Below are 16553 nucleotides of genomic sequence, written 5' to 3'. Positions count from 1 at the left end.
CAGCACGGCCCGAGCGGCATTACCCTAGCACAAAAATAGAACGATCGTGCTAATCTAGCCGCATGCTGTTGCGGCAAGCGTTTCGTTTCGCAGACAATACGCTCCCGAATAAAAGCATTCTAACGGTTAGAGGAACGCCAATGACCCCCGCAAGCCTCATCGAGCAATATGGCCCGCGCGAATCGATGGAATACGACGTCGTGATCGTCGGCGGCGGCCCCGCCGGGCTGTCGGCGGCGATCCGGCTCAAGCAGCTGGCCGCCGAGAAAGGCACCGAGATCGGCGTGTGCGTGCTCGAGAAAGGTTCCGAGATCGGCGCGCACATCCTGTCGGGTGCGGTGATGGACCCGCGCGCGATCACCGAACTGTTCCCCGACTGGAAGGAACGCGGCGCGCCGCTCGACGTCGAGGTGACGGAAGACCGCTTCCTGTTCCTGTCCGAGAAAAGCGCGGTCACCACACCGAACTGGGCGCTGCCCGCCAACTTCCAGAACCACGGCAACTATGTGATTTCGCTGGGCAACGTCACGCGCTGGCTGGGCCAGCAGGCCGAAGCGCTGGGCGTCGAGATCTTCCCCGGCTTCCCGGCCGCCGAGATTCTCTACAACGACGACGGCTCGGTGAAAGGCGTCGCCACCGGCAACATGGGCGTGGGCAAGGACGGCGAGCCGACCGAGAACTTCCAGCTCGGCATGGAACTGCACGCGAAGTACACGCTGTTCGCCGAAGGCTGCCGCGGTCACCTCGGCCGCCAGCTGATCGCGAAGTTCAAGCTCGACGCGAACGCCGATCCGCAGGCGTACGGGATCGGCATCAAGGAGCTGTGGGAAATCGATCCCGCCAAGCACAAGCCGGGCCTCGTGATCCACACGGCCGGCTGGCCGCTGAAGTCGGACACCTACGGCGGCTCGTTCCTGTATCACATGGACAACAACCAGGTCGTGGTCGGCTTCGTGGTGGGCCTGGGCTACACGAACCCGTACCTGTCGCCGTTCGAGGAATTCCAGCGCTACAAGACGCACCCGTCGATCCGCGCGTTCCTGGAAGGCGGCAAGCGCGTGTCGTACGGCGCGCGCGCGATCACGGCGGGCGGGCTGCTGTCGCTGCCGAAGACGGTGTTCCCGGGCGGTGCGCTGATCGGCGACGACGCGGGCTTCCTGAACGCGTCGCGGATCAAGGGCAGCCACGCGGCGATCAAAACCGGCATGCTGGCGGCCGACGCCGCGTTCGACGCGGTGCAGGCGGGCCGCCAGTCGGACGAGCTCAACGCGTACCCGGATGCGTTCAAGCAATCGTGGCTGTACACGGAGCTGTACCGCGCGCGCAACTTCAAGCAGTGGATGGCCAAGGGGCTGTACCTCGGTACGCTGATGGTCGGGCTCGAGCAGAAGGTGATGGGCGGCAACGTGCCGTGGACGCTGCATCACAAGCACGCGGATCACGAGATGCTGAAGCCGGCGTCGCAGTGCGAGCCGATCGAGTACCCGAAACCGGACGGCAAGCTGACGTTCGACCGGCTGTCGTCGGTGTTCATCTCGAACACGAACCACGAAGAGAACCAGCCGGCGCACCTGACGCTGAAGGGTGCGAACGTGCCGGTGAACGTGAACCTGCGCACGTATGCGGGGCCGGAAGGACGTTTCTGCCCGGCGGCCGTGTACGAGTTCGTGAAGAACGACGACGGCAGCGATCGACTGGTGATCAACGCGCAGAACTGCGTGCACTGCAAGACCTGCGACATCAAGGACCCGACGCAGAACATCGTGTGGGTCACGCCGGAAGGCGGTGGCGGGCCGAATTACCCGAACATGTAATCCGGCCACGACGCGCCGCCACGAGCGGCGCGTTTTTGCCGGTCGCCACAAACGAAACGGGGCGCTGCCTGAAGCAGCGCCCCGTTTTGCATTCCCTGCGCGTTCGCGAGGCGCGCCGCGCCCCGCCCGCTTGTGTCAGGTCGCGCTACCGGCGATTTTCGGCGTCGACGTCTCGACGTCCCCGCACTGCGCGCGATGGCGCAGCGCATGGTCGATCAGCACCAGTGCGAGCATCGACTCGGCGATCGGCGTCGCGCGGATGCCGACGCACGGATCGTGGCGGCCGAACGTTTCCACCGTCGCCTCGTCGCCCGCCTTCGTGATCGAACGGCGCGGCGTACGGATGCTCGACGTCGGCTTGATCGCGATCGACACGGTGATGTCCTGCCCCGTCGAAATCCCGCCGAGCACGCCGCCCGCATGGTTGCCGACGAAACCGCCCGGCGTCAGCTCGTCGCCGTGCATCGAGCCGCGCTGCGCGATACTGTCGAAACCCGCACCGATCTCGACGCCCTTCACCGCGTTGATGCTCATCATCGCCTTCGCGATATCCGCATCGAGACGGTCGAACACCGGCTCGCCCCAGCCGACCGGCACGCCCGACGCGACGACGTCGATGCGCGCGCCGATCGAATCGCCATCCTTGCGCAGCGCATCCATGTACGCCTCGAGCTCCGGCACGACCGCCGCATTCGGCGAGAAGAACGGATTCTCGTGCACGTGCGACCAGTCGACGAACGGCACGTCGATTTCGCCAAGGCCGCTCATGTAGCCGCGCACCTCGACGCCGAAGCGCTCGCGCAGCCACTTCTTCGCGACCGCACCCGCGCCGACGATCGGTGCGGTCAGGCGCGCGGACGAACGGCCGCCGCCGCGGTAGTCGCGGATGCCGTATTTCTGCCAGTAGGTGTAGTCGGCGTGGCCGGGACGGAACGTCTCGACGATGTTGCCGTAGTCCTTGCTGCGCTGGTCGGTGTTGCGGATCAGCAGTGCGATCGGCGTACCGGTCGTCACGCCTTCGAACACGCCCGACAGGATCTCGACCTGGTCAGCCTCCTGCCGTTGCGTCACGTGACGCGACGTGCCCGGCTTGCGGCGATCGAGTTCGACCTGGATGTCGGCTTCGGTCAGCCCCATTCCCGGCGGGCAGCCGTCGATCACGCAACCGATCGCGGGACCGTGCGATTCGCCGAAGGTCGTGACAGTGAAAAGCGTGCCGAGGGTATTGCCGGACATGATGGAACCGCCCAAAGAGAAATGAGCAAACCGATGCGCTGCCCGGGCCGCAGGCAGATCGATCGTTTGCCGGTCGAGAAAAGAGGTAAGCCGCTATTATGCCAGCCGTCCCGCACCCGCGGGCCGCAGGCCGCATGAAAGGCAGCCCGGACGCGCGGAACGTGCGCGCGCGGCCCGGCTTGTGCGGCGCAAGCCCGTCCGGCCCGGTTGCAGCCGAACGCATCCGGACAGGCGCCCGCCTACTTCCGCGCGCCGCGCAGTTCGGTTACCGCCGCCTGCAGCGACTCGGGCGTCGCGACCGACGCCGGGACCGGCTCGCCGACCGCCAGCGTCAGCCGGCTCATCACGCCGCGCTTGATGGGTCGCGGCATCCGCGCATCGGAATGCCGCGAAAAATAGCTGCCCCACAGCCCGCGCAGCGCCATCGGAATGACCGGCGCCGGCGTGCGGCCCAGGATCTCGGTGATGCCGTGATGGAACGTGTTGATGTCGCCCGTCTTGGTCAGCTTGCCCTCGGGGAAGATGCACACGAGTTCGCCGTCCTTCAGCGCGGCCTCACATGCGTCGTACGCGCGCGCGAGCATCGCGGGATCCTCGTGGCGCGGCGCGATCGGGATCGCCTTCGCATGCCGGAATACCCAGCTCGCGAAGCGCGTCTTGAAGATCCGGTGATCCATCACGAAACGGATCGGGCGCGGGCTCGCGGCGGCCAGCACGAGCGCATCGACGTAGCTGACGTGGTTGCACACGAGCACGGCCGCGCCTTCCGCCGGAATCCGCTCCGCGTGCACGAGACGAATCCGGTAGAACGTGTGGACGAGCACCCACGCGACGAAGCGGAGCAGGAACTCCGGCACGAGCAGATAGATATAGGCCGCGACGATCACGTTCAACAGCGCGGTGACGAGGAACAGCCCCGGGATGTCGACGCCGGCCTTGGTCAGCCCCATCGCCATCACGGCCGACAGGATCATGAACAGCGCGTTCAGGATGTTGTTCGCGGCGATGATCCGCGCGCGGTGCGTCGGCGCGCTGCGGCTCTGGATCAGCGCGTACAGCGGCACGCTGTAGAAGCCGCCGAACATCGCGAGCAGGAACAGGTCCGCCAGGATGCGCCAGTGGCGCACGCCGGCCAGGAATTCGCCGACCGACAGCAGATGGCCGGGCGACGGCAGCGCGCGGCTCGCGAAATACAGCTCGATCGCGAACACGCTGATGCCGATCGAGCCGAGCGGCACAAGGCCGATCTCGACGCGCCGCTGCGACAGCCGTTCGCACAGCAGCGAACCGAGGCCGATACCGACCGAGAACGTCGCGAGCAGGATCGTGACGACGTCGGGGCTCGCCGACAGCACGTCCTTCGCGAAATTGAAGAACGACGTGAGGAACGTCGCGCCGACGAACCACAGCCACGAGATGCCGAGCAGGCTCAGGAACACGGTGCGGTTCTGGCGTGCGAGCCCGAGGTTGCGCCAGGTCTCGCTGACCGGATTCCAGTTGATCACGAGATCGGGCTGCGGCGCCGGCGTGGAAGGCACGCGCTGCGCGACGAGGCGCCCCGCGATCGCGATGACGAGCACGCTCACCGCGAGCACGCGCTCGCCGGCACCTTCGATGCCCGCGGCCGCGCCGCCGATGATCGTGCCGATCAGGATCGCGATGAACGTGCCCATCTCGACGAGGCCGTTGCCGCCGACCAGCTCATGCTCGCCGAGATGCTGCGGCAGGTACGAATACTTGACGGGCCCGAACAGCGTCGAGTGCATCCCCATCATGAACGTGCACAGATACAGCAGCGGCGCGCTGTGCATGACGAAGCCGGCCGCGCCGACCAGCATCAGCACGATCTCGAAGGTCTTCACGAAACGCGTGAGGGTCGCCTTGTCGTACTTGTCGGCGATCTGGCCGGACGTCGCCGAGAACAGCACGAACGGCAGGATGAAGATCGCGGAAATCAGGAAGGCCGCCGTCTTCGCATCGACACCGGCGAACCGCGCGGTGTGATAGGTGACGAGCGACGTGAAGCCGATCTTGAAGACGTTGTCGTTCAGCGCACCGAGGAACTGGGTCGTGAAGAACGGCGCGAAACGGCGCTCGCGCAGCAGGTCGAACTGCGACGCGTGCGCGTGCCGTTCGTCGCGCCGCCTGGAAGTGGCTTGCGTTTGATCGCTCATGCGGAATACGCGCGCGCCGTCTGGGCGACGCTGCGCGGGCCTTGTGTGGTCATTGAAAAAACGGCGGCGCAGGACAAGCCTGCGCCGCCGCGTGCCGGGTGGCGGCGCCCGCGCATGACGGCGACGGGCGCGGCGTGGTTCACGACTTGTGCGCTTCGGCTTCCGATTCCGGCCAATCGCGGATGTACGCCTTCAGCATCCGGTTCTCGAAGCTCTGCGCCTCGACGACCGTCTTTGCGACGTCGTAGAACGAAATGACGCCCATCAGCACCTTCTTGTCGAGCACCGGCATATAGCGCGCATGGCGCTCGAGCATCATCCGGCGCACTTCGTTGACGTCCGTTTCCGGCGTGCACGTGAGCGGCTCGTCCATCACCTTGCGCACCTGCACGTCGCCAATCGCGCCGCCGTTCACGTGCAGGCGCAGGATGATCTCGCGGAACGTCAGCATCCCGACGAGATCGCCGTACTCCATCACGACGAGCGAACCGATGTCGTGCTCGGCCATCGTGTCGACCGCTTCGCGCAGCGGCTTGTCGGGCGTCACCGTAAACAGCGTGTTGCCCTTAACTTTCAGAATATCGCTGACGCGCATCGTAGTCCCCTCATGCTTGAATGCAAAACCTCTTTCGATCCTATCGGAAAGCCTGTCAAAAGGAAAGCGCGGGCCCGTGCGGCGGGCCGCCGCCCCGCTTGCGGAAGCAGGCCGCCGGCAGCACAATGGCCCCATGAACAGCGGCCCGAGGAGACGGCCATGGCGCATACGCATACGGAGCAATTCGCCAGCTTCGCTGATTTCTACCCGTATTACCTGAACGAACACCAGAACCTGACGTCGCGGCGGCTGCACTTCGTCGGCTCGCTCGGCGTGATCGGCTGCGTCGCGATGGCGATCGCGACCGGCGACTGGCTGTGGCTGCCGGCGGCGATCGTCTGCGGCTACGGGTTCGCGTGGGTCGGACACTTCTTCTTCGAGAAGAACCGCCCGGCCACGTTCCGGCACCCGATCTACAGCCTGATGGGAGACTGGGTGATGTTCAAGGACATCTGCACCGGCAAGATCCCGCTGTAACGGCCAGGCACCCCGCTCACGCGGGCCGCGGCGGCCGCGCGTGCGGGTCGGACACGCCGCCCGGCGCCTGCCCCGGGACACCCGCCGCTTGTGCGCCGGCCGGCCGGTGCGCGGCGATCAGCGACGCGAGCGACACGTCGAAGCGATCGCTCGACAGCACCGCGAGCAGCGCCGCGCCATCGACATGGCTGCGGCGTCGCTGCAACTGGTAGGTCAGCTCCGTGCGGTCGATCACCAGCACGTCGAACAACTGCGCGAGCGTCAGCTGCTCCGGGTTCGCGAGCAGGATGTAGCGCGGCGTGGTCTCGCCGCCGCCGTCCAGCCGCGCGATCCATTCCCGCTCCTCCATCGTCGTCAGCAGGCGCTGCGCGGTTTCCATGTCGCAGCGCAGCATGGTCGCGAGCCGCATCGCCGTGTAGCCGCGCTTGCCGGCCGTGCGCGCTTCGGCCAGCCGCGCGAGCATTTCCAGTGCGTCGAGCAGGTCGCTGCCCGGATAGTGGATGCGGTGGAACTGGCCGACGCGGATCGCCGGCAGCGCGGAGGCCACCATCGCGCCGAGCAGCGCGATGAACCAGCTCAGGTACACCCATAACAGGAACACGGGCAACGCCGCGAACGCACCGTATACGGCCGTATAGGTCGGAATGCGCCGCACGTAGTAGCCGAAACCGCGTTTCGCCAGCTCGAACGCAATTGCCGCGAACAGCCCGCCGATCACCGCATCGCGCCACGCGACCGTGCAGTTCGGCAGGTACACGTACAGCAGCGTGAACGCGAGCACCGCCAGCGGCAGCGACACGAGCGCCAGCAGCCACTCGACGATCGACGTGGACGGCCCCGCGCCGGTAAACGCGAGCGACTGCGTGAACAGGTACGACGAGATCGACAGGCTCACACCGAACAACAGCGGGCCCAGCGTGATCAGCGCCCAGTACGCGAGCACGCGCTGCGCGAACGGTCGCGGCTTGCGTACCCGCCAGATCAGGTTGAACGCCGACTCGATCGTCATCATCGTCATCACCGACGTGACGACGAGCACGATCAGGCCGGCCGTCGTCAGCCCCTTGGCCTTCGAAGCGAACTGGTTCAGGTACTTGAATATCTGGACGTTGAACTGCGCGGGCATCAGGTGATCCGCGAGGAATCCCTGCAGCGAGATCTGGAACGACGCGAACATCGGGAACGCGGTGAACAGCGCGAACGCGACCGTCACGAGCGGCACGAGGGCCAGCATCGTCGTGAACGTCAGGCTGCCCGCCACTTGCGGGATGCGATCCTCGGCGCTGCGCCGGGCCGCGAACTGCGCCAGGCGCTTGAGGGTGTCGAGATCGACGCTCAACTTCGGCAAACGGCTTCTCCTTCTTGATACCGCGCGCCCGACGGCGCGCCGCCGCCGCGCTGCGCGACGGCTTCAGCCCCTATAATAGCCGCTCGATTCCAGCAGGGGCCGACTGCACCGGGCACGCGCGCGGCCGCACGCGGTTCCGTCGCCCATGAAAGACATCCTCGTTCTCTATTACAGCCGTCACGGCGCCACGCGCGATCTCGCACTCGCGATCGCGAACGGCATCGACAGCGTGCCGGGCATGCAGGCCCGCATCCGCACCGTGCCGCCCGTGTCGACCGTCTGCGAAGCCACCGCCCCCGACATCCCCGCCGACGGCCCGCCGTACGCGGAACTGCGCGATCTCGAGGAATGCGCGGGCCTCGCGCTCGGCTCGCCGACCCGCTTCGGCAACATGGCCGCGTCGCTCAAGTATTTCCTCGACGGCACCACGCCGCAATGGTTGTCGGGTGCGCTGACCGGCAAGCCGGCAAGCGTGTTCACGTCGACGGGCAGCCTGCACGGCGGCCAGGAATCGACGCTGCTGTCGATGATGCTGCCGCTGCTTCATCACGGCATGATGATCGTCGGGATCCCGTACACGGAATCCGCACTCAGCACGACGCGTACCGGCGGCACGCCGTACGGCGCATCTCACGTCGCGCAGCACGACCGCTCGGCCGCCGGCGGGCTGTCGGCGGACGAAAAGACGCTCGCGGCCGCGCTCGGCGTGCGGCTCGCTCGCGCGGCGGCCGCCCTCTCCAGCGCCCAGGCCGCCGAAGCCGCATGAACGCCCCCGCCCGTCCCGCCGTCACTGCCCGGCCGCGCTACGCGCTGATTGCCGCCGCATGCCTCGTCGTGCTGATCGCGCTGTCGCTTGCGTGGGAGCTGCGGCTCGCGCCGCTGCGCCCGGGCGGCTCCGCGCTGATGCTCAAGGCCATACCGCTCGCGCTCGCGCTGCCCGGCGTCTGGCGGCGTAACATCTATACGATGCAGTGGGCGAGCATGCTGATCCTCGTCTATTTCGCCGAAGGCGTCGTGCGCGGCATGTCCGATCGCGGGCTGTCCGCGACGCTCGGCTGGTGCGAAACCGCGCTCGCCGTCGGTTTCTTCGTGACGGCGCTGGCATACGTCGCGCCGTTCAAGCGCGCGGCGAAAAAGTCGCGCGCCGCGTCCTGACCCTTACGCGACAAGGTGATGATGTCCTCCGAAGCTTTCGTTTCCGCGTGCCGCGATGCGATCGGCGCCGATCATGTGCTGACCGACCCGCACGATACCGAACCGTTCCTGACCGACTGGCGCCGCCGCTACAAGGGTGCCGCGTGCGCGGTGCTGAAACCCGCGAACACGGCCGAGGTCGCCGCCCTCGTCAAGCTGGCCAACGCACACGGCATCGCGCTCGTGCCGCAAGGCGGCAACACCGGCCTTGCCGGCGGCGCCACGCCCGACGCGAGCGGCAGCCAGGCCGTGCTGAGCGTCGCGCGCCTGAACCGCGTGCGCGCGCTCGATCCGCACAACAACACGATCACCGTCGAAGCCGGCGTGATTCTCGCCGACGTGCAGGCACGTGCCCGCGAAGGCGGCCGGCTGTTCGCGCTGAGCCTCGCGGCGGAAGGCAGCTGCACGATTGGCGGCAACCTGTCGACCAACGCGGGCGGCACCGCGGTGCTGCGCTACGGGAACGCGCGCGAACTGTGCCTCGGGCTCGAGGTGGTAACGCCGCAAGGCGAGATCTGGGACGGCCTGCGCGGACTGCGCAAGGACAACACGGGCTACGACCTGCGCGACCTGTTCATCGGCGCGGAAGGCACGCTCGGGATCATCACGGCGGCCGTGATGAAGCTGCATCCGCTGCCGGCCGCGCAGGTCACGGCACTCGCCGCGCTCGAATCGCCGCACGCGGCGCTCGATTTCCTCGCGCTCGCGCAGCGCGCGGCCGGGCCGCTCCTGACCGGCTTCGAGCTGATGTCGGATTTCTGCATGCAGCTGGTCGGCAAGCACTACCCGCAACTGCGCTACCCGTTCGCGCAGACGCACGCGCAAACGGTGCTGCTCGAACTGTCCGACAACGAAAGCGAAGCGCATGCGCGCGCGCTGTTCGAGAAACTGATGGAGGAAGCGTTCGAGGCCGGGCTCGTGGTCGACGCGGTGGTCGCGGAGAATCTCGCGCAATCGCGCGCGTTCTGGGATCTGCGCGAGCACATCCCGCTCGCACAGGCCGACGAGGGGCTCAACATCAAGCACGACATCGCGGTGCCGATTTCGTCGATCGCGCGCTTCATCGACGAAACCGACGCGGCGATCCAGCAGGCCGCGCCGGGCGCGCGGATGGTCACGTTCGGCCACCTCGGCGACGGCAACCTCCACTACAACGTGCAGATGCCCGAAGGCGGCGATCCGAAGGCGTTCCTCGCCGCGTTCCAGGCGCCGATCAACCGGATCGTCTACGACAACGTGCACCGCCACCACGGCACGATCAGCGCGGAGCACGGGATCGGCCAGCTGAAGATCGACGACGCGCAGCGCTACAAGTCCCCGGTCGAAACGACGCTGATGCGCACGCTGAAGACCGCGCTCGACCCGCGCGGCCTGATGAATCCCGGCAAGGTCCTGCGCTGAAGCCGCCCACTCCGGAGCCCCGCCCGTGAAAATCCGCGTCCTGTCCGATCTGCACCTCGAAAGCAACCAGCCCGACGCGATCGCGCATGCCGACGCGGATCTCGTCGTGCTGGCCGGCGACATCCACAATCATGCGGAAGGCCTGCGCTGGGCGGCCGAAACGTTCGATCCCGCGGTACCGGTGATCTACGTGCCAGGCAACCACGAGTACTACGACGGGGAATTCGGCGCGCTGGAGACGGCGATGCGCGACGCGGCGCAGGCGCTCGACAACGTGCATTACCTGAACAACGACGTCTACGTCGATCCCGGGCAGCGGTTCCGCGTGCTCGGCACGACGCTCTGGGCCGATTTTTCGCTGTTCGGTACCGACGAAGCCAGCCTCGCGGGCGCAATCGACGCCGGGCTGCGCGTGATGCTCGATTTCAAGGGCTTGATCCAGGTGACCTGGCCGCATGACGCGGCGCTGCATGCGGCGCCGGGCACGCCGGAACGGGATTTCTCGCCGGCCGACGCGATCGCGCTGCATCGACGCAGCCGCGCATGGCTGGAGACGCAACTCGCAACGCCGTTCGCGGGCCGGACGATCGTCGTTACCCACCATGCGCCGCACCGGCGCTCGCTGGCGCAGCGCTATGCGGACGATCTTGCGTCGGCGGGATTCGTCACGGACATGGCGGAACTCGTGCAGCCGCCGGTGGATCTGTGGCTCCACGGCCACACGCATACGTCATTCGACTATGTGGCGGACGGTGGCACACGCGTGGTATGCAATCCGCGCGGCTACATCCACCGGCGCACCGGCGAACGGGAAAACACCGCGTTCACGTGGGACAAGGTCGTCGAGCTCGGCTGAACGCCGGCCCGCCCGGCCGCATTGCGCGGCCTTTTCGACCCGGAGCGTGACCGCGGATCAGCGCCCCGGGCGGCGCGGCTCGCGCACCCGTACCGGCACCGGCTTCATCTGCGCCTTCGCCTTCATCGCGCGCAGCAGGTCGCGGGTCGCCGCGGCGGCCGCGGCCGCGCCCAGCAGGACTCCAAGGCCGATCATCAGGTGCGTATCCATCGCTACTCCGGGGTTGCGTATCTCGTTAATTTCCACAGTATCAAACTGTCCGGCACGCGTTCGTAAAAAAATGTTGCGTGAAGGACAAATCTCGTCAGATTGCGGCCAACCGCGCGGTCATGTCGCACGCGTGTACTGTTCGAGCGCGGCTTCGTCGGCTGCCAGCGTGGCCGGCAGCTCGTCGCGCAGGAAATCGACCCAGGTACGGATTTTCGCGTCGAGGTACTGACGCGACGGATACAGCGCGTAGATGTTCATCACGTGCGACCGGTATTCGGGCATCACGCGCACGATGTGCCCGCTGCGCAACCAGCCGATCGCCGAATAGAGCGGCAGGCCGCCGATCCCCATCCCTTCGCGCACGGCCACGGCGAGCGCCTCGGCGACGTTCACGCGAAACGGCGGCGCCGTGATCGGGACGACTTCGTCGCCGTTCGGCCCCGCGAGCGCCCATTCGTCGAACTGAAAGCCCGGCGCGACCATCCCGAGGCATACGTGCTGCGCGAGATCCGCGGGCCGCTGCGGCACGCCGTTCGCCTCGACGTAGCCGCGCGACGCGCACACCACGCTGTAGCTCTCGCCGAGCCGCTGCGACACGAGCCCCGAATCCGGCAGGTCGCGGCCGACGACGATCGCGACGTCGTAGCCCTCGTCGAGCAGGTCGGGCATCCGCTGCGCGAGCGTCAGCTCGACGTGCACGTCCGGGTAGCGCTCGCGATAGCGCGCGATGGCCGGCACCAGGTAGTGCTGGCCGAGGCTCGTGAAGCAATGCACCTTCAGCTTGCCCGACGGGCGCGCATGCGCGTCGCCCGCCTCGGCTTCGGCCTGGTCGACATACGCGAGGATCTGCTCGCAGCGCTGCAGGTAGCGCTCGCCGGCTTCGGTCAGTGCGATCCGGCGCGTCGTGCGGTTCAGAAGGCGCGTGCGCAGGTGCGCCTCGAGATCCGAGACCGCGCGCGACGCGTAGGCAGTGGTCGAATTCATCTGCTGGGCGGCCGCGGTAAAGCTTCCCGCGTCGACCACGCGGACGAATACCCGCATGTTTTGTAACGTATCCATCCCATTACCCGTTTGAATCCGGACGGATTGTTGCACAGAGGCAAACAAGTATTGTCTCAGGATTCGTAAAAATGACTTGCACCCTTGTCCATATATTCAGGAATCGCTGAAAAATATAATCGCATCCGACTCATCTATATCCGAAAGGGAGAAAATCGTGCAGTCTCCGGCGACAAAAGGGACGCTCGCACTGGCGGTTCTTGCAGTCTCATTAATAATGGCCGGGTGCGCGAGCATGGGCGACAACAAGCCGCAGTCGGCCCGCATCGAAGCGAACGCGCTCGATGCCGGCGCGGCCATCCGCGCGGCCGACCGCGACGCGGGCTGGCCCGCGGCCGACTGGTGGCGCGCCTACCGCGATCCGCAGCTCGACACGTGGATTGCCGCCGCGCAGGCCGGCAACCCGACGCTCGCGGCCGCCGAGGCCCGCGTGCGCGAAGCGCAGGCGATGGCGCGCGTGGCCCGCTCGGCCGAATTGCCGCAGATCAACGGCAACCTCTCGCTGATGCGCCAGCACTGGCCGGACAACGTCTATTACGGCCCCGGCCCGCTCGCGAACACCGACACCTGGAACAACACCGGCACGCTCGGCCTGTCCTACCACCTCGACCTGTGGGGCAAGGACAAGAACGCGACCGAGCGCGCGCTCGATACCGCGCACGCGACCGCCGCCGACGCACGCGCGGCGAAGCTCGAACTCGAAGTCAATGTCGTGCGCGCGTACGTCGGCATGTCGATGAACTACGCGCTGCTCGACCTCGCGCACGAAACGTTCGAACGCCAGCGCTCGCTCGCCGATCTCGCGCGCAAGCGGCTGCAGGCTGGCCTCGGCACGCAGCTCGAGGTAAGCCAGGCGGAATCGACGCTGCCCGACTATGAGCGCCAGATCGACAGCTACGAGGAAGCGATCCAGCTCGCGCGGCACCAGCTCGCCGCACTGGCCGGCAAGGGCCCGGGCGCCGGCGATGCGATCAAGCGGCCTCGGCTGTCGCTCGACGCACCGGCCGGCTTGCCGTCGGCGATGCCGGCCGACCTGCTCGGCCGCCGCCCCGACGTCGTCGCGGCACGCTGGACGGTCGACGCGCAGGCGCGCGGCATCGACGTCGCGAAGGCTTCGTTCTATCCGAACATCGACCTGCTCGCGACGGTCGGCGGCTTCGGCGTGACCGCGCCGTTCACCGACTTCCTGCGCGCGATGAACGGCGGCTGGACGGCCGGCCCCGCGCTGTCGCTGCCGATCTTCGAAGGCGGCCGGCTGCGCGCGCAGCTCGGCGCGGCGAATGCCGGCTACGACCAGGCGGTCGAGCAATACAACCAGACGATCGTCGGCGCGCTCAAGGACATCGCCGACCAGGTCGTGCGGATCCGTTCGCTCGATACGCAGAAGAAGGACGCCGCACGCTCGGTGGCCGCCAACGACCGCAGCTACCAGCTGTCGCGCGAAGGCTTCCGCCGCGGCCTGACCGACTACGTCAACGTGCTGGTCGCGCAGCAGCAATTGTTGCGCGCGCAGGAAACGGCCGCCCGCATCGATGCGGAACGCCTCGCCGCGCACGCTCAGTTGATGGCCGCGCTTGGTGGCGGCGTCGAGACGGGCACGGACGTGCGGGGCGGCCATCCGCCGGGCAGCCAATCGTCGCATGGCGAATCCGCCGCGGGCGCAGCCGCGCCGGCCGCCGCGTCGGGTGCGAAACCCGTGGCAGCCGCCGCCCGGCCCGCGCAGGTCGCGGCCGCCGGTGCCGCCGGCGTGCCGGCCGCACGGTAACCCGGAGCGACGCCATGTCAGCCTCCTCCCCCCTCTCCCCGACCGCCGGTGGTCCGTTCGCGGCCTGGTATGCCGCGTTCGGCGACTGGGCCCGCACCGACGGTGCCGCGTGGCTCTACCTGTTCAAGGCACTGCTCGCGGCCTTCATCGCGCTCGGCGTGTCGATGCGGCTCGACCTCCCGGCGCCGAAAACGGCAATGACGACCGTCTTCATCGTGATGCAGCCGCAAAGCGGCGCCGTGCTCGCGAAAAGCTTCTACCGGGTCGCCGGCACGATCTTCGGGCTCATCGCGACGCTCACGTTCGTCGGGCTGTTCCCGCAGCAGCCGCAGCTGTTCCTGCTGGCGATCGCCCTGTGGATCGCGCTGTGCACCGCCGGCGCCGCGCGCAACCGCAACTTCCGCAGTTACGGCTTCCTGCTCGCCGGCTATACGACCGCGCTGATCGGCCTGCCCGCGTCGCAGCACCCGGATGGCGCATTCATGAGCGCGATGACGCGGGTCTCCGAAGTCATCATCGGGATCGTGTCGGCCGGCGTCGTCAGCGCGCTCGTGTTTCCTCGGTACACGGGCGAGCAGATGCGCACGACGGTGCGCAAGCGCTTCGGCAGCTTCGTCGACTACGTCGCGTCGGCGCTGTCGGGCCAGCTCGACCGCGCGCACATCGAGACCATCCATACGCGCTTCGTCGCCGACGTGGTCGGCTTCGAGGCCGCGCGCAGCATGGCCGTGTTCGAGGACCCGGACACGCGCATGCGCAGCGGCCGCCTCGCGCGGCTGAACAGCGAGTTCATGAGCGCGTCGAGCCGCTTTCACGCGCTGCACCAGCTGATGAACCGGCTGCACGCGGCCGGCGCGCAGGCCGCGATCGATGCGATCGAGCCGTATTTCCGCGAGATCGCGCCGCTGCTCACGCGCAATGGCGAACCCGTGCGCACGTCGATCGACGCCGCGCACTCGGCCGAGCAACTGCTCGCGTGGCGCGACGCGCTGCCGCGCCGTATCCGCGCGACACGCGCGGAACTCGAAACGCAGCCCGACTTCCCGCTGCTCGACTTCGATACCGCCGCCGAACTGCTGTACCGCTTCATCACCGACCTGCAGGAATACGCGGCGACCTATGCGTCGCTCGCGACCGCGACGCACGAGCGCGAACGCTGGATCGAACGCTACGAGCCGCGCACCAACAAAACGGCCGCCACGATCGCGGGGATCCGCACCGCGACGGTGATTCTCGCGCTCGGCTGGTTCTGGATCGAGACTGCGTGGCCGAGCGGCGTGATGCTGGTGCTGAACGCCGCGGCGACCTGCGCGCTCGCGTCGTCGGCGCCGCGCCCGACCGCGATGGCCGCGCAGATGGGGATGGGCACGGCGCTGGCCGTCTGCACCGGCTTCCTGCTGACGTTCGGCATCTACCCGCGGATCGACGGCTTCGTCCTGCTGTGCGCGGCGCTCGCGCCGTTGCTCGCGATCGGCATCTACATGGCGCTGAAGCCGAAGCTCGCCGGCTACGGCGCGGGCTATCTGATCTTCTTCTGCTTCCTCGCCGGCCCCGACAGCATCACGCACTACGATCCCACGAGCTTCATGAACGACGCGCTCGCGCTCCTTTTGTCGATGCTCGTCTCGGCGATCGCGTTCGCCGTGCTGTTCCCGCCGACCGCGCCGTGGCTCAAGAAACGCCTGTTGGCCGACCTGCGTCACCAGGCCGTCGCGGCCTGCCACGCGCGGCTCGCCGGACTGCGCACGCGCTTCGAGAGCGGCGCGCGCGACCTGATGTACCAGGCGCACACGCTGTCGGCCGACCAGCCTGACGTGCAGCGCGACGCGCTGCGCTGGATGTTCGCGGTGCTCGAAACCGGGAATGCGGCCATCGACCTGCGCCACGAGCTGGCAACGCTGCCGTCCGACCCGCGCTACGCGCCGACGACGCCGTGGCGCCGTGCGATCGAAACGATGCGCGCCGCGCTGTCGTCGCTGTTCGCGCGGCCGGACGCCGAACGTTTCGATACAACGCTCGCCGCGGTAAACGATGCGATCGACGCGACCCGGCAGACGCTCGACGCGTTCACGCCGACGCGCGAGGAACGCCACCGGCTGCAGCGCATCCTGAGCCATCTGCATTTCGTGCGCACGGCACTGCTCGATCCCGAATCGCCGCTCGCCGCGCTCAACCGCAACCGCCCCGTGCGTCCCCAACCAGGAGCCTCGTCATGATGCCGCGTGAAATCGCCATTCTCGATGCCTACATGCCCACGGTGGTGCTGATGTTCGTCCTCGGCGCGCTCGCGACCTGGGCCGTCGACCGCCTGCTCGCCTATACGGGCCTCTACCGTCTCGTCTGGCACCCGTCGCTGTTCCGGGCCTGCCTCCTCGTCTGCATTTGCGGCGGACTGAGTCTTGCCGTTTACCGTTGATTCCGAAC

General features: G+C 67.7%; 15 protein-coding genes. 9 read left to right on the top strand and 6 right to left on the bottom strand.

Annotated features, from left to right (window positions below; genetic code table 11):
- The first annotated feature begins 140 nt into the window (after nucleotides 1-140).
- The gene (locus APZ15_RS11145) at nucleotides 141-1814 is read left to right on the top strand and encodes an electron transfer flavoprotein-ubiquinone oxidoreductase (protein WP_027787713.1); all 1674 of its coding nucleotides are present in this window, start codon (nucleotides 141-143) and stop codon (nucleotides 1812-1814) included.
- 135 nt (nucleotides 1815-1949) lie between these two features.
- Here the strand turns inward: APZ15_RS11145 and aroC are convergent, their stop codons facing one another.
- The 3 genes from aroC to APZ15_RS11130 form a co-directional block, all read right to left on the bottom strand.
- Nucleotides 1950-3050, bottom strand: a complete 1101-nt coding sequence (gene aroC / locus APZ15_RS11140; protein ID WP_027787714.1) for a chorismate synthase — start codon at nucleotides 3048-3050, stop codon at nucleotides 1950-1952.
- Nucleotides 3051-3289: 239 nt separating this feature from the next.
- Nucleotides 3290-5224, bottom strand: a complete 1935-nt coding sequence (locus tag APZ15_RS11135) for an MFS transporter (protein ID WP_027787715.1) — start codon at nucleotides 5222-5224, stop codon at nucleotides 3290-3292.
- A gap of 139 nt (nucleotides 5225-5363) precedes the next feature.
- Nucleotides 5364-5819, bottom strand: a complete 456-nt coding sequence (locus tag APZ15_RS11130) for a CBS domain-containing protein (protein WP_006755543.1) — start codon at nucleotides 5817-5819, stop codon at nucleotides 5364-5366.
- A gap of 159 nt (nucleotides 5820-5978) precedes the next feature.
- On the opposite strand from APZ15_RS11130, the gene APZ15_RS11125 reads away from it, so the two are divergent.
- On the top strand, nucleotides 5979-6296 hold the full coding sequence (locus APZ15_RS11125) for an Mpo1-like protein (RefSeq protein WP_021160807.1): 318 nt from the start codon (nucleotides 5979-5981) through the stop codon (nucleotides 6294-6296).
- A 16-nt stretch (nucleotides 6297-6312) separates the two neighbouring features.
- Here the strand turns inward: APZ15_RS11125 and APZ15_RS11120 are convergent, their stop codons facing one another.
- Nucleotides 6313-7644 carry a YihY family inner membrane protein gene (locus APZ15_RS11120; protein WP_027787716.1) on the bottom strand — a complete coding sequence of 444 codons (1332 nt, stop codon included), beginning with the start codon at nucleotides 7642-7644 and terminating at the stop codon, nucleotides 6313-6315.
- Between the two features lie 145 nt (nucleotides 7645-7789).
- Between APZ15_RS11120 and wrbA the strand changes: the two genes are divergently transcribed.
- From wrbA to APZ15_RS11100, 4 genes are read left to right on the top strand one after another with little or no spacing between them, the layout of a single operon-like run.
- Complete coding sequence (wrbA, locus tag APZ15_RS11115) at nucleotides 7790-8410, top strand: NAD(P)H:quinone oxidoreductase (protein WP_027787717.1); 621 nt, start codon at nucleotides 7790-7792, stop codon at nucleotides 8408-8410.
- Nucleotides 8407-8799: a DUF2069 domain-containing protein gene (locus tag APZ15_RS11110; RefSeq protein WP_027787718.1), complete on the top strand. Its 393-nt coding sequence runs from the start codon at nucleotides 8407-8409 to the stop codon at nucleotides 8797-8799. Before wrbA ends, APZ15_RS11110 begins: the two co-directional genes overlap by 4 nt.
- An 18-nt stretch (nucleotides 8800-8817) precedes the next feature.
- Entirely contained in the window at nucleotides 8818-10239 is a 1422-nt protein-coding gene (locus APZ15_RS11105) for an FAD-binding oxidoreductase (protein ID WP_027787719.1), read from the top strand.
- A gap of 25 nt (nucleotides 10240-10264) precedes the next feature.
- Complete coding sequence (locus tag APZ15_RS11100) at nucleotides 10265-11095, top strand: metallophosphoesterase (RefSeq protein WP_027787720.1); 831 nt, start codon at nucleotides 10265-10267, stop codon at nucleotides 11093-11095.
- A 57-nt stretch (nucleotides 11096-11152) separates the two neighbouring features.
- Here APZ15_RS11100 and APZ15_RS41730 read toward each other — a convergent pair whose 3' ends face one another.
- On the bottom strand, nucleotides 11153-11305 hold the full coding sequence (locus APZ15_RS41730) for a hypothetical protein (protein WP_006476208.1): 153 nt from the start codon (nucleotides 11303-11305) through the stop codon (nucleotides 11153-11155).
- A 117-nt stretch (nucleotides 11306-11422) separates the two neighbouring features.
- Entirely contained in the window at nucleotides 11423-12364 is a 942-nt protein-coding gene (locus APZ15_RS11095; RefSeq protein ID WP_027787721.1) for a LysR family transcriptional regulator, read from the bottom strand.
- Nucleotides 12365-12521: 157 nt separating this feature from the next.
- On the opposite strand from APZ15_RS11095, the gene APZ15_RS11090 reads away from it, so the two are divergent.
- From APZ15_RS11090 to APZ15_RS11080, 3 genes are read left to right on the top strand one after another with little or no spacing between them, the layout of a single operon-like run.
- A complete protein-coding gene (locus tag APZ15_RS11090) occupies nucleotides 12522-14129 on the top strand; it encodes an efflux transporter outer membrane subunit (RefSeq protein WP_080982021.1) in 1608 nt (535 codons plus the stop codon).
- Nucleotides 14130-14143: 14 nt separating this feature from the next.
- Nucleotides 14144-16345: an FUSC family protein gene (locus APZ15_RS11085; protein ID WP_027787723.1), complete on the top strand. Its 2202-nt coding sequence runs from the start codon at nucleotides 14144-14146 to the stop codon at nucleotides 16343-16345.
- Complete coding sequence (locus tag APZ15_RS11080; RefSeq protein WP_011351756.1) at nucleotides 16342-16545, top strand: DUF1656 domain-containing protein; 204 nt, start codon at nucleotides 16342-16344, stop codon at nucleotides 16543-16545. The genes APZ15_RS11085 and APZ15_RS11080 overlap by 4 nt, the downstream gene beginning before the upstream one ends.
- The last annotated feature ends 8 nt before the right edge of the window (nucleotides 16546-16553 follow it).

Origin of the sequence: Burkholderia cepacia ATCC 25416 (genome assembly GCF_001411495.1) — a bacterium.
GTDB lineage: Bacteria > Pseudomonadota > Gammaproteobacteria > Burkholderiales > Burkholderiaceae > Burkholderia > Burkholderia cepacia.
The sequence above is the reverse complement of the archived record's forward strand: the minus strand, read 5'-3'. Positions and strand labels throughout refer to the sequence as shown.

What these genes read in the sequence shown, in the direction of transcription:
- APZ15_RS11105 (WP_027787719.1), top strand. Translation starts at nt 8,818, where the DNA reads ATGATGTCCTCCGAAGCTTTCGTTTCCGCGTGCCGCGATGCGATCGGC.
- aroC (WP_027787714.1), bottom strand. Translation starts at nt 3,050, where the DNA reads ATGTCCGGCAATACCCTCGGCACGCTTTTCACTGTCACGACCTTCGGC.
- APZ15_RS11125 (WP_021160807.1), top strand. Translation starts at nt 5,979, where the DNA reads ATGGCGCATACGCATACGGAGCAATTCGCCAGCTTCGCTGATTTCTAC.
- wrbA (WP_027787717.1), top strand. Translation starts at nt 7,790, where the DNA reads ATGAAAGACATCCTCGTTCTCTATTACAGCCGTCACGGCGCCACGCGC.
- APZ15_RS41730 (WP_006476208.1), bottom strand. Translation starts at nt 11,305, where the DNA reads ATGGATACGCACCTGATGATCGGCCTTGGAGTCCTGCTGGGCGCGGCC.
- APZ15_RS11135 (WP_027787715.1), bottom strand. Translation starts at nt 5,224, where the DNA reads ATGAGCGATCAAACGCAAGCCACTTCCAGGCGGCGCGACGAACGGCAC.
- APZ15_RS11080 (WP_011351756.1), top strand. Translation starts at nt 16,342, where the DNA reads ATGATGCCGCGTGAAATCGCCATTCTCGATGCCTACATGCCCACGGTG.
- APZ15_RS11145 (WP_027787713.1), top strand. Translation starts at nt 141, where the DNA reads ATGACCCCCGCAAGCCTCATCGAGCAATATGGCCCGCGCGAATCGATG.
- APZ15_RS11085 (WP_027787723.1), top strand. Translation starts at nt 14,144, where the DNA reads ATGTCAGCCTCCTCCCCCCTCTCCCCGACCGCCGGTGGTCCGTTCGCG.
- APZ15_RS11110 (WP_027787718.1), top strand. Translation starts at nt 8,407, where the DNA reads ATGAACGCCCCCGCCCGTCCCGCCGTCACTGCCCGGCCGCGCTACGCG.
- APZ15_RS11130 (WP_006755543.1), bottom strand. Translation starts at nt 5,819, where the DNA reads ATGCGCGTCAGCGATATTCTGAAAGTTAAGGGCAACACGCTGTTTACG.
- APZ15_RS11095 (WP_027787721.1), bottom strand. Translation starts at nt 12,364, where the DNA reads ATGGATACGTTACAAAACATGCGGGTATTCGTCCGCGTGGTCGACGCG.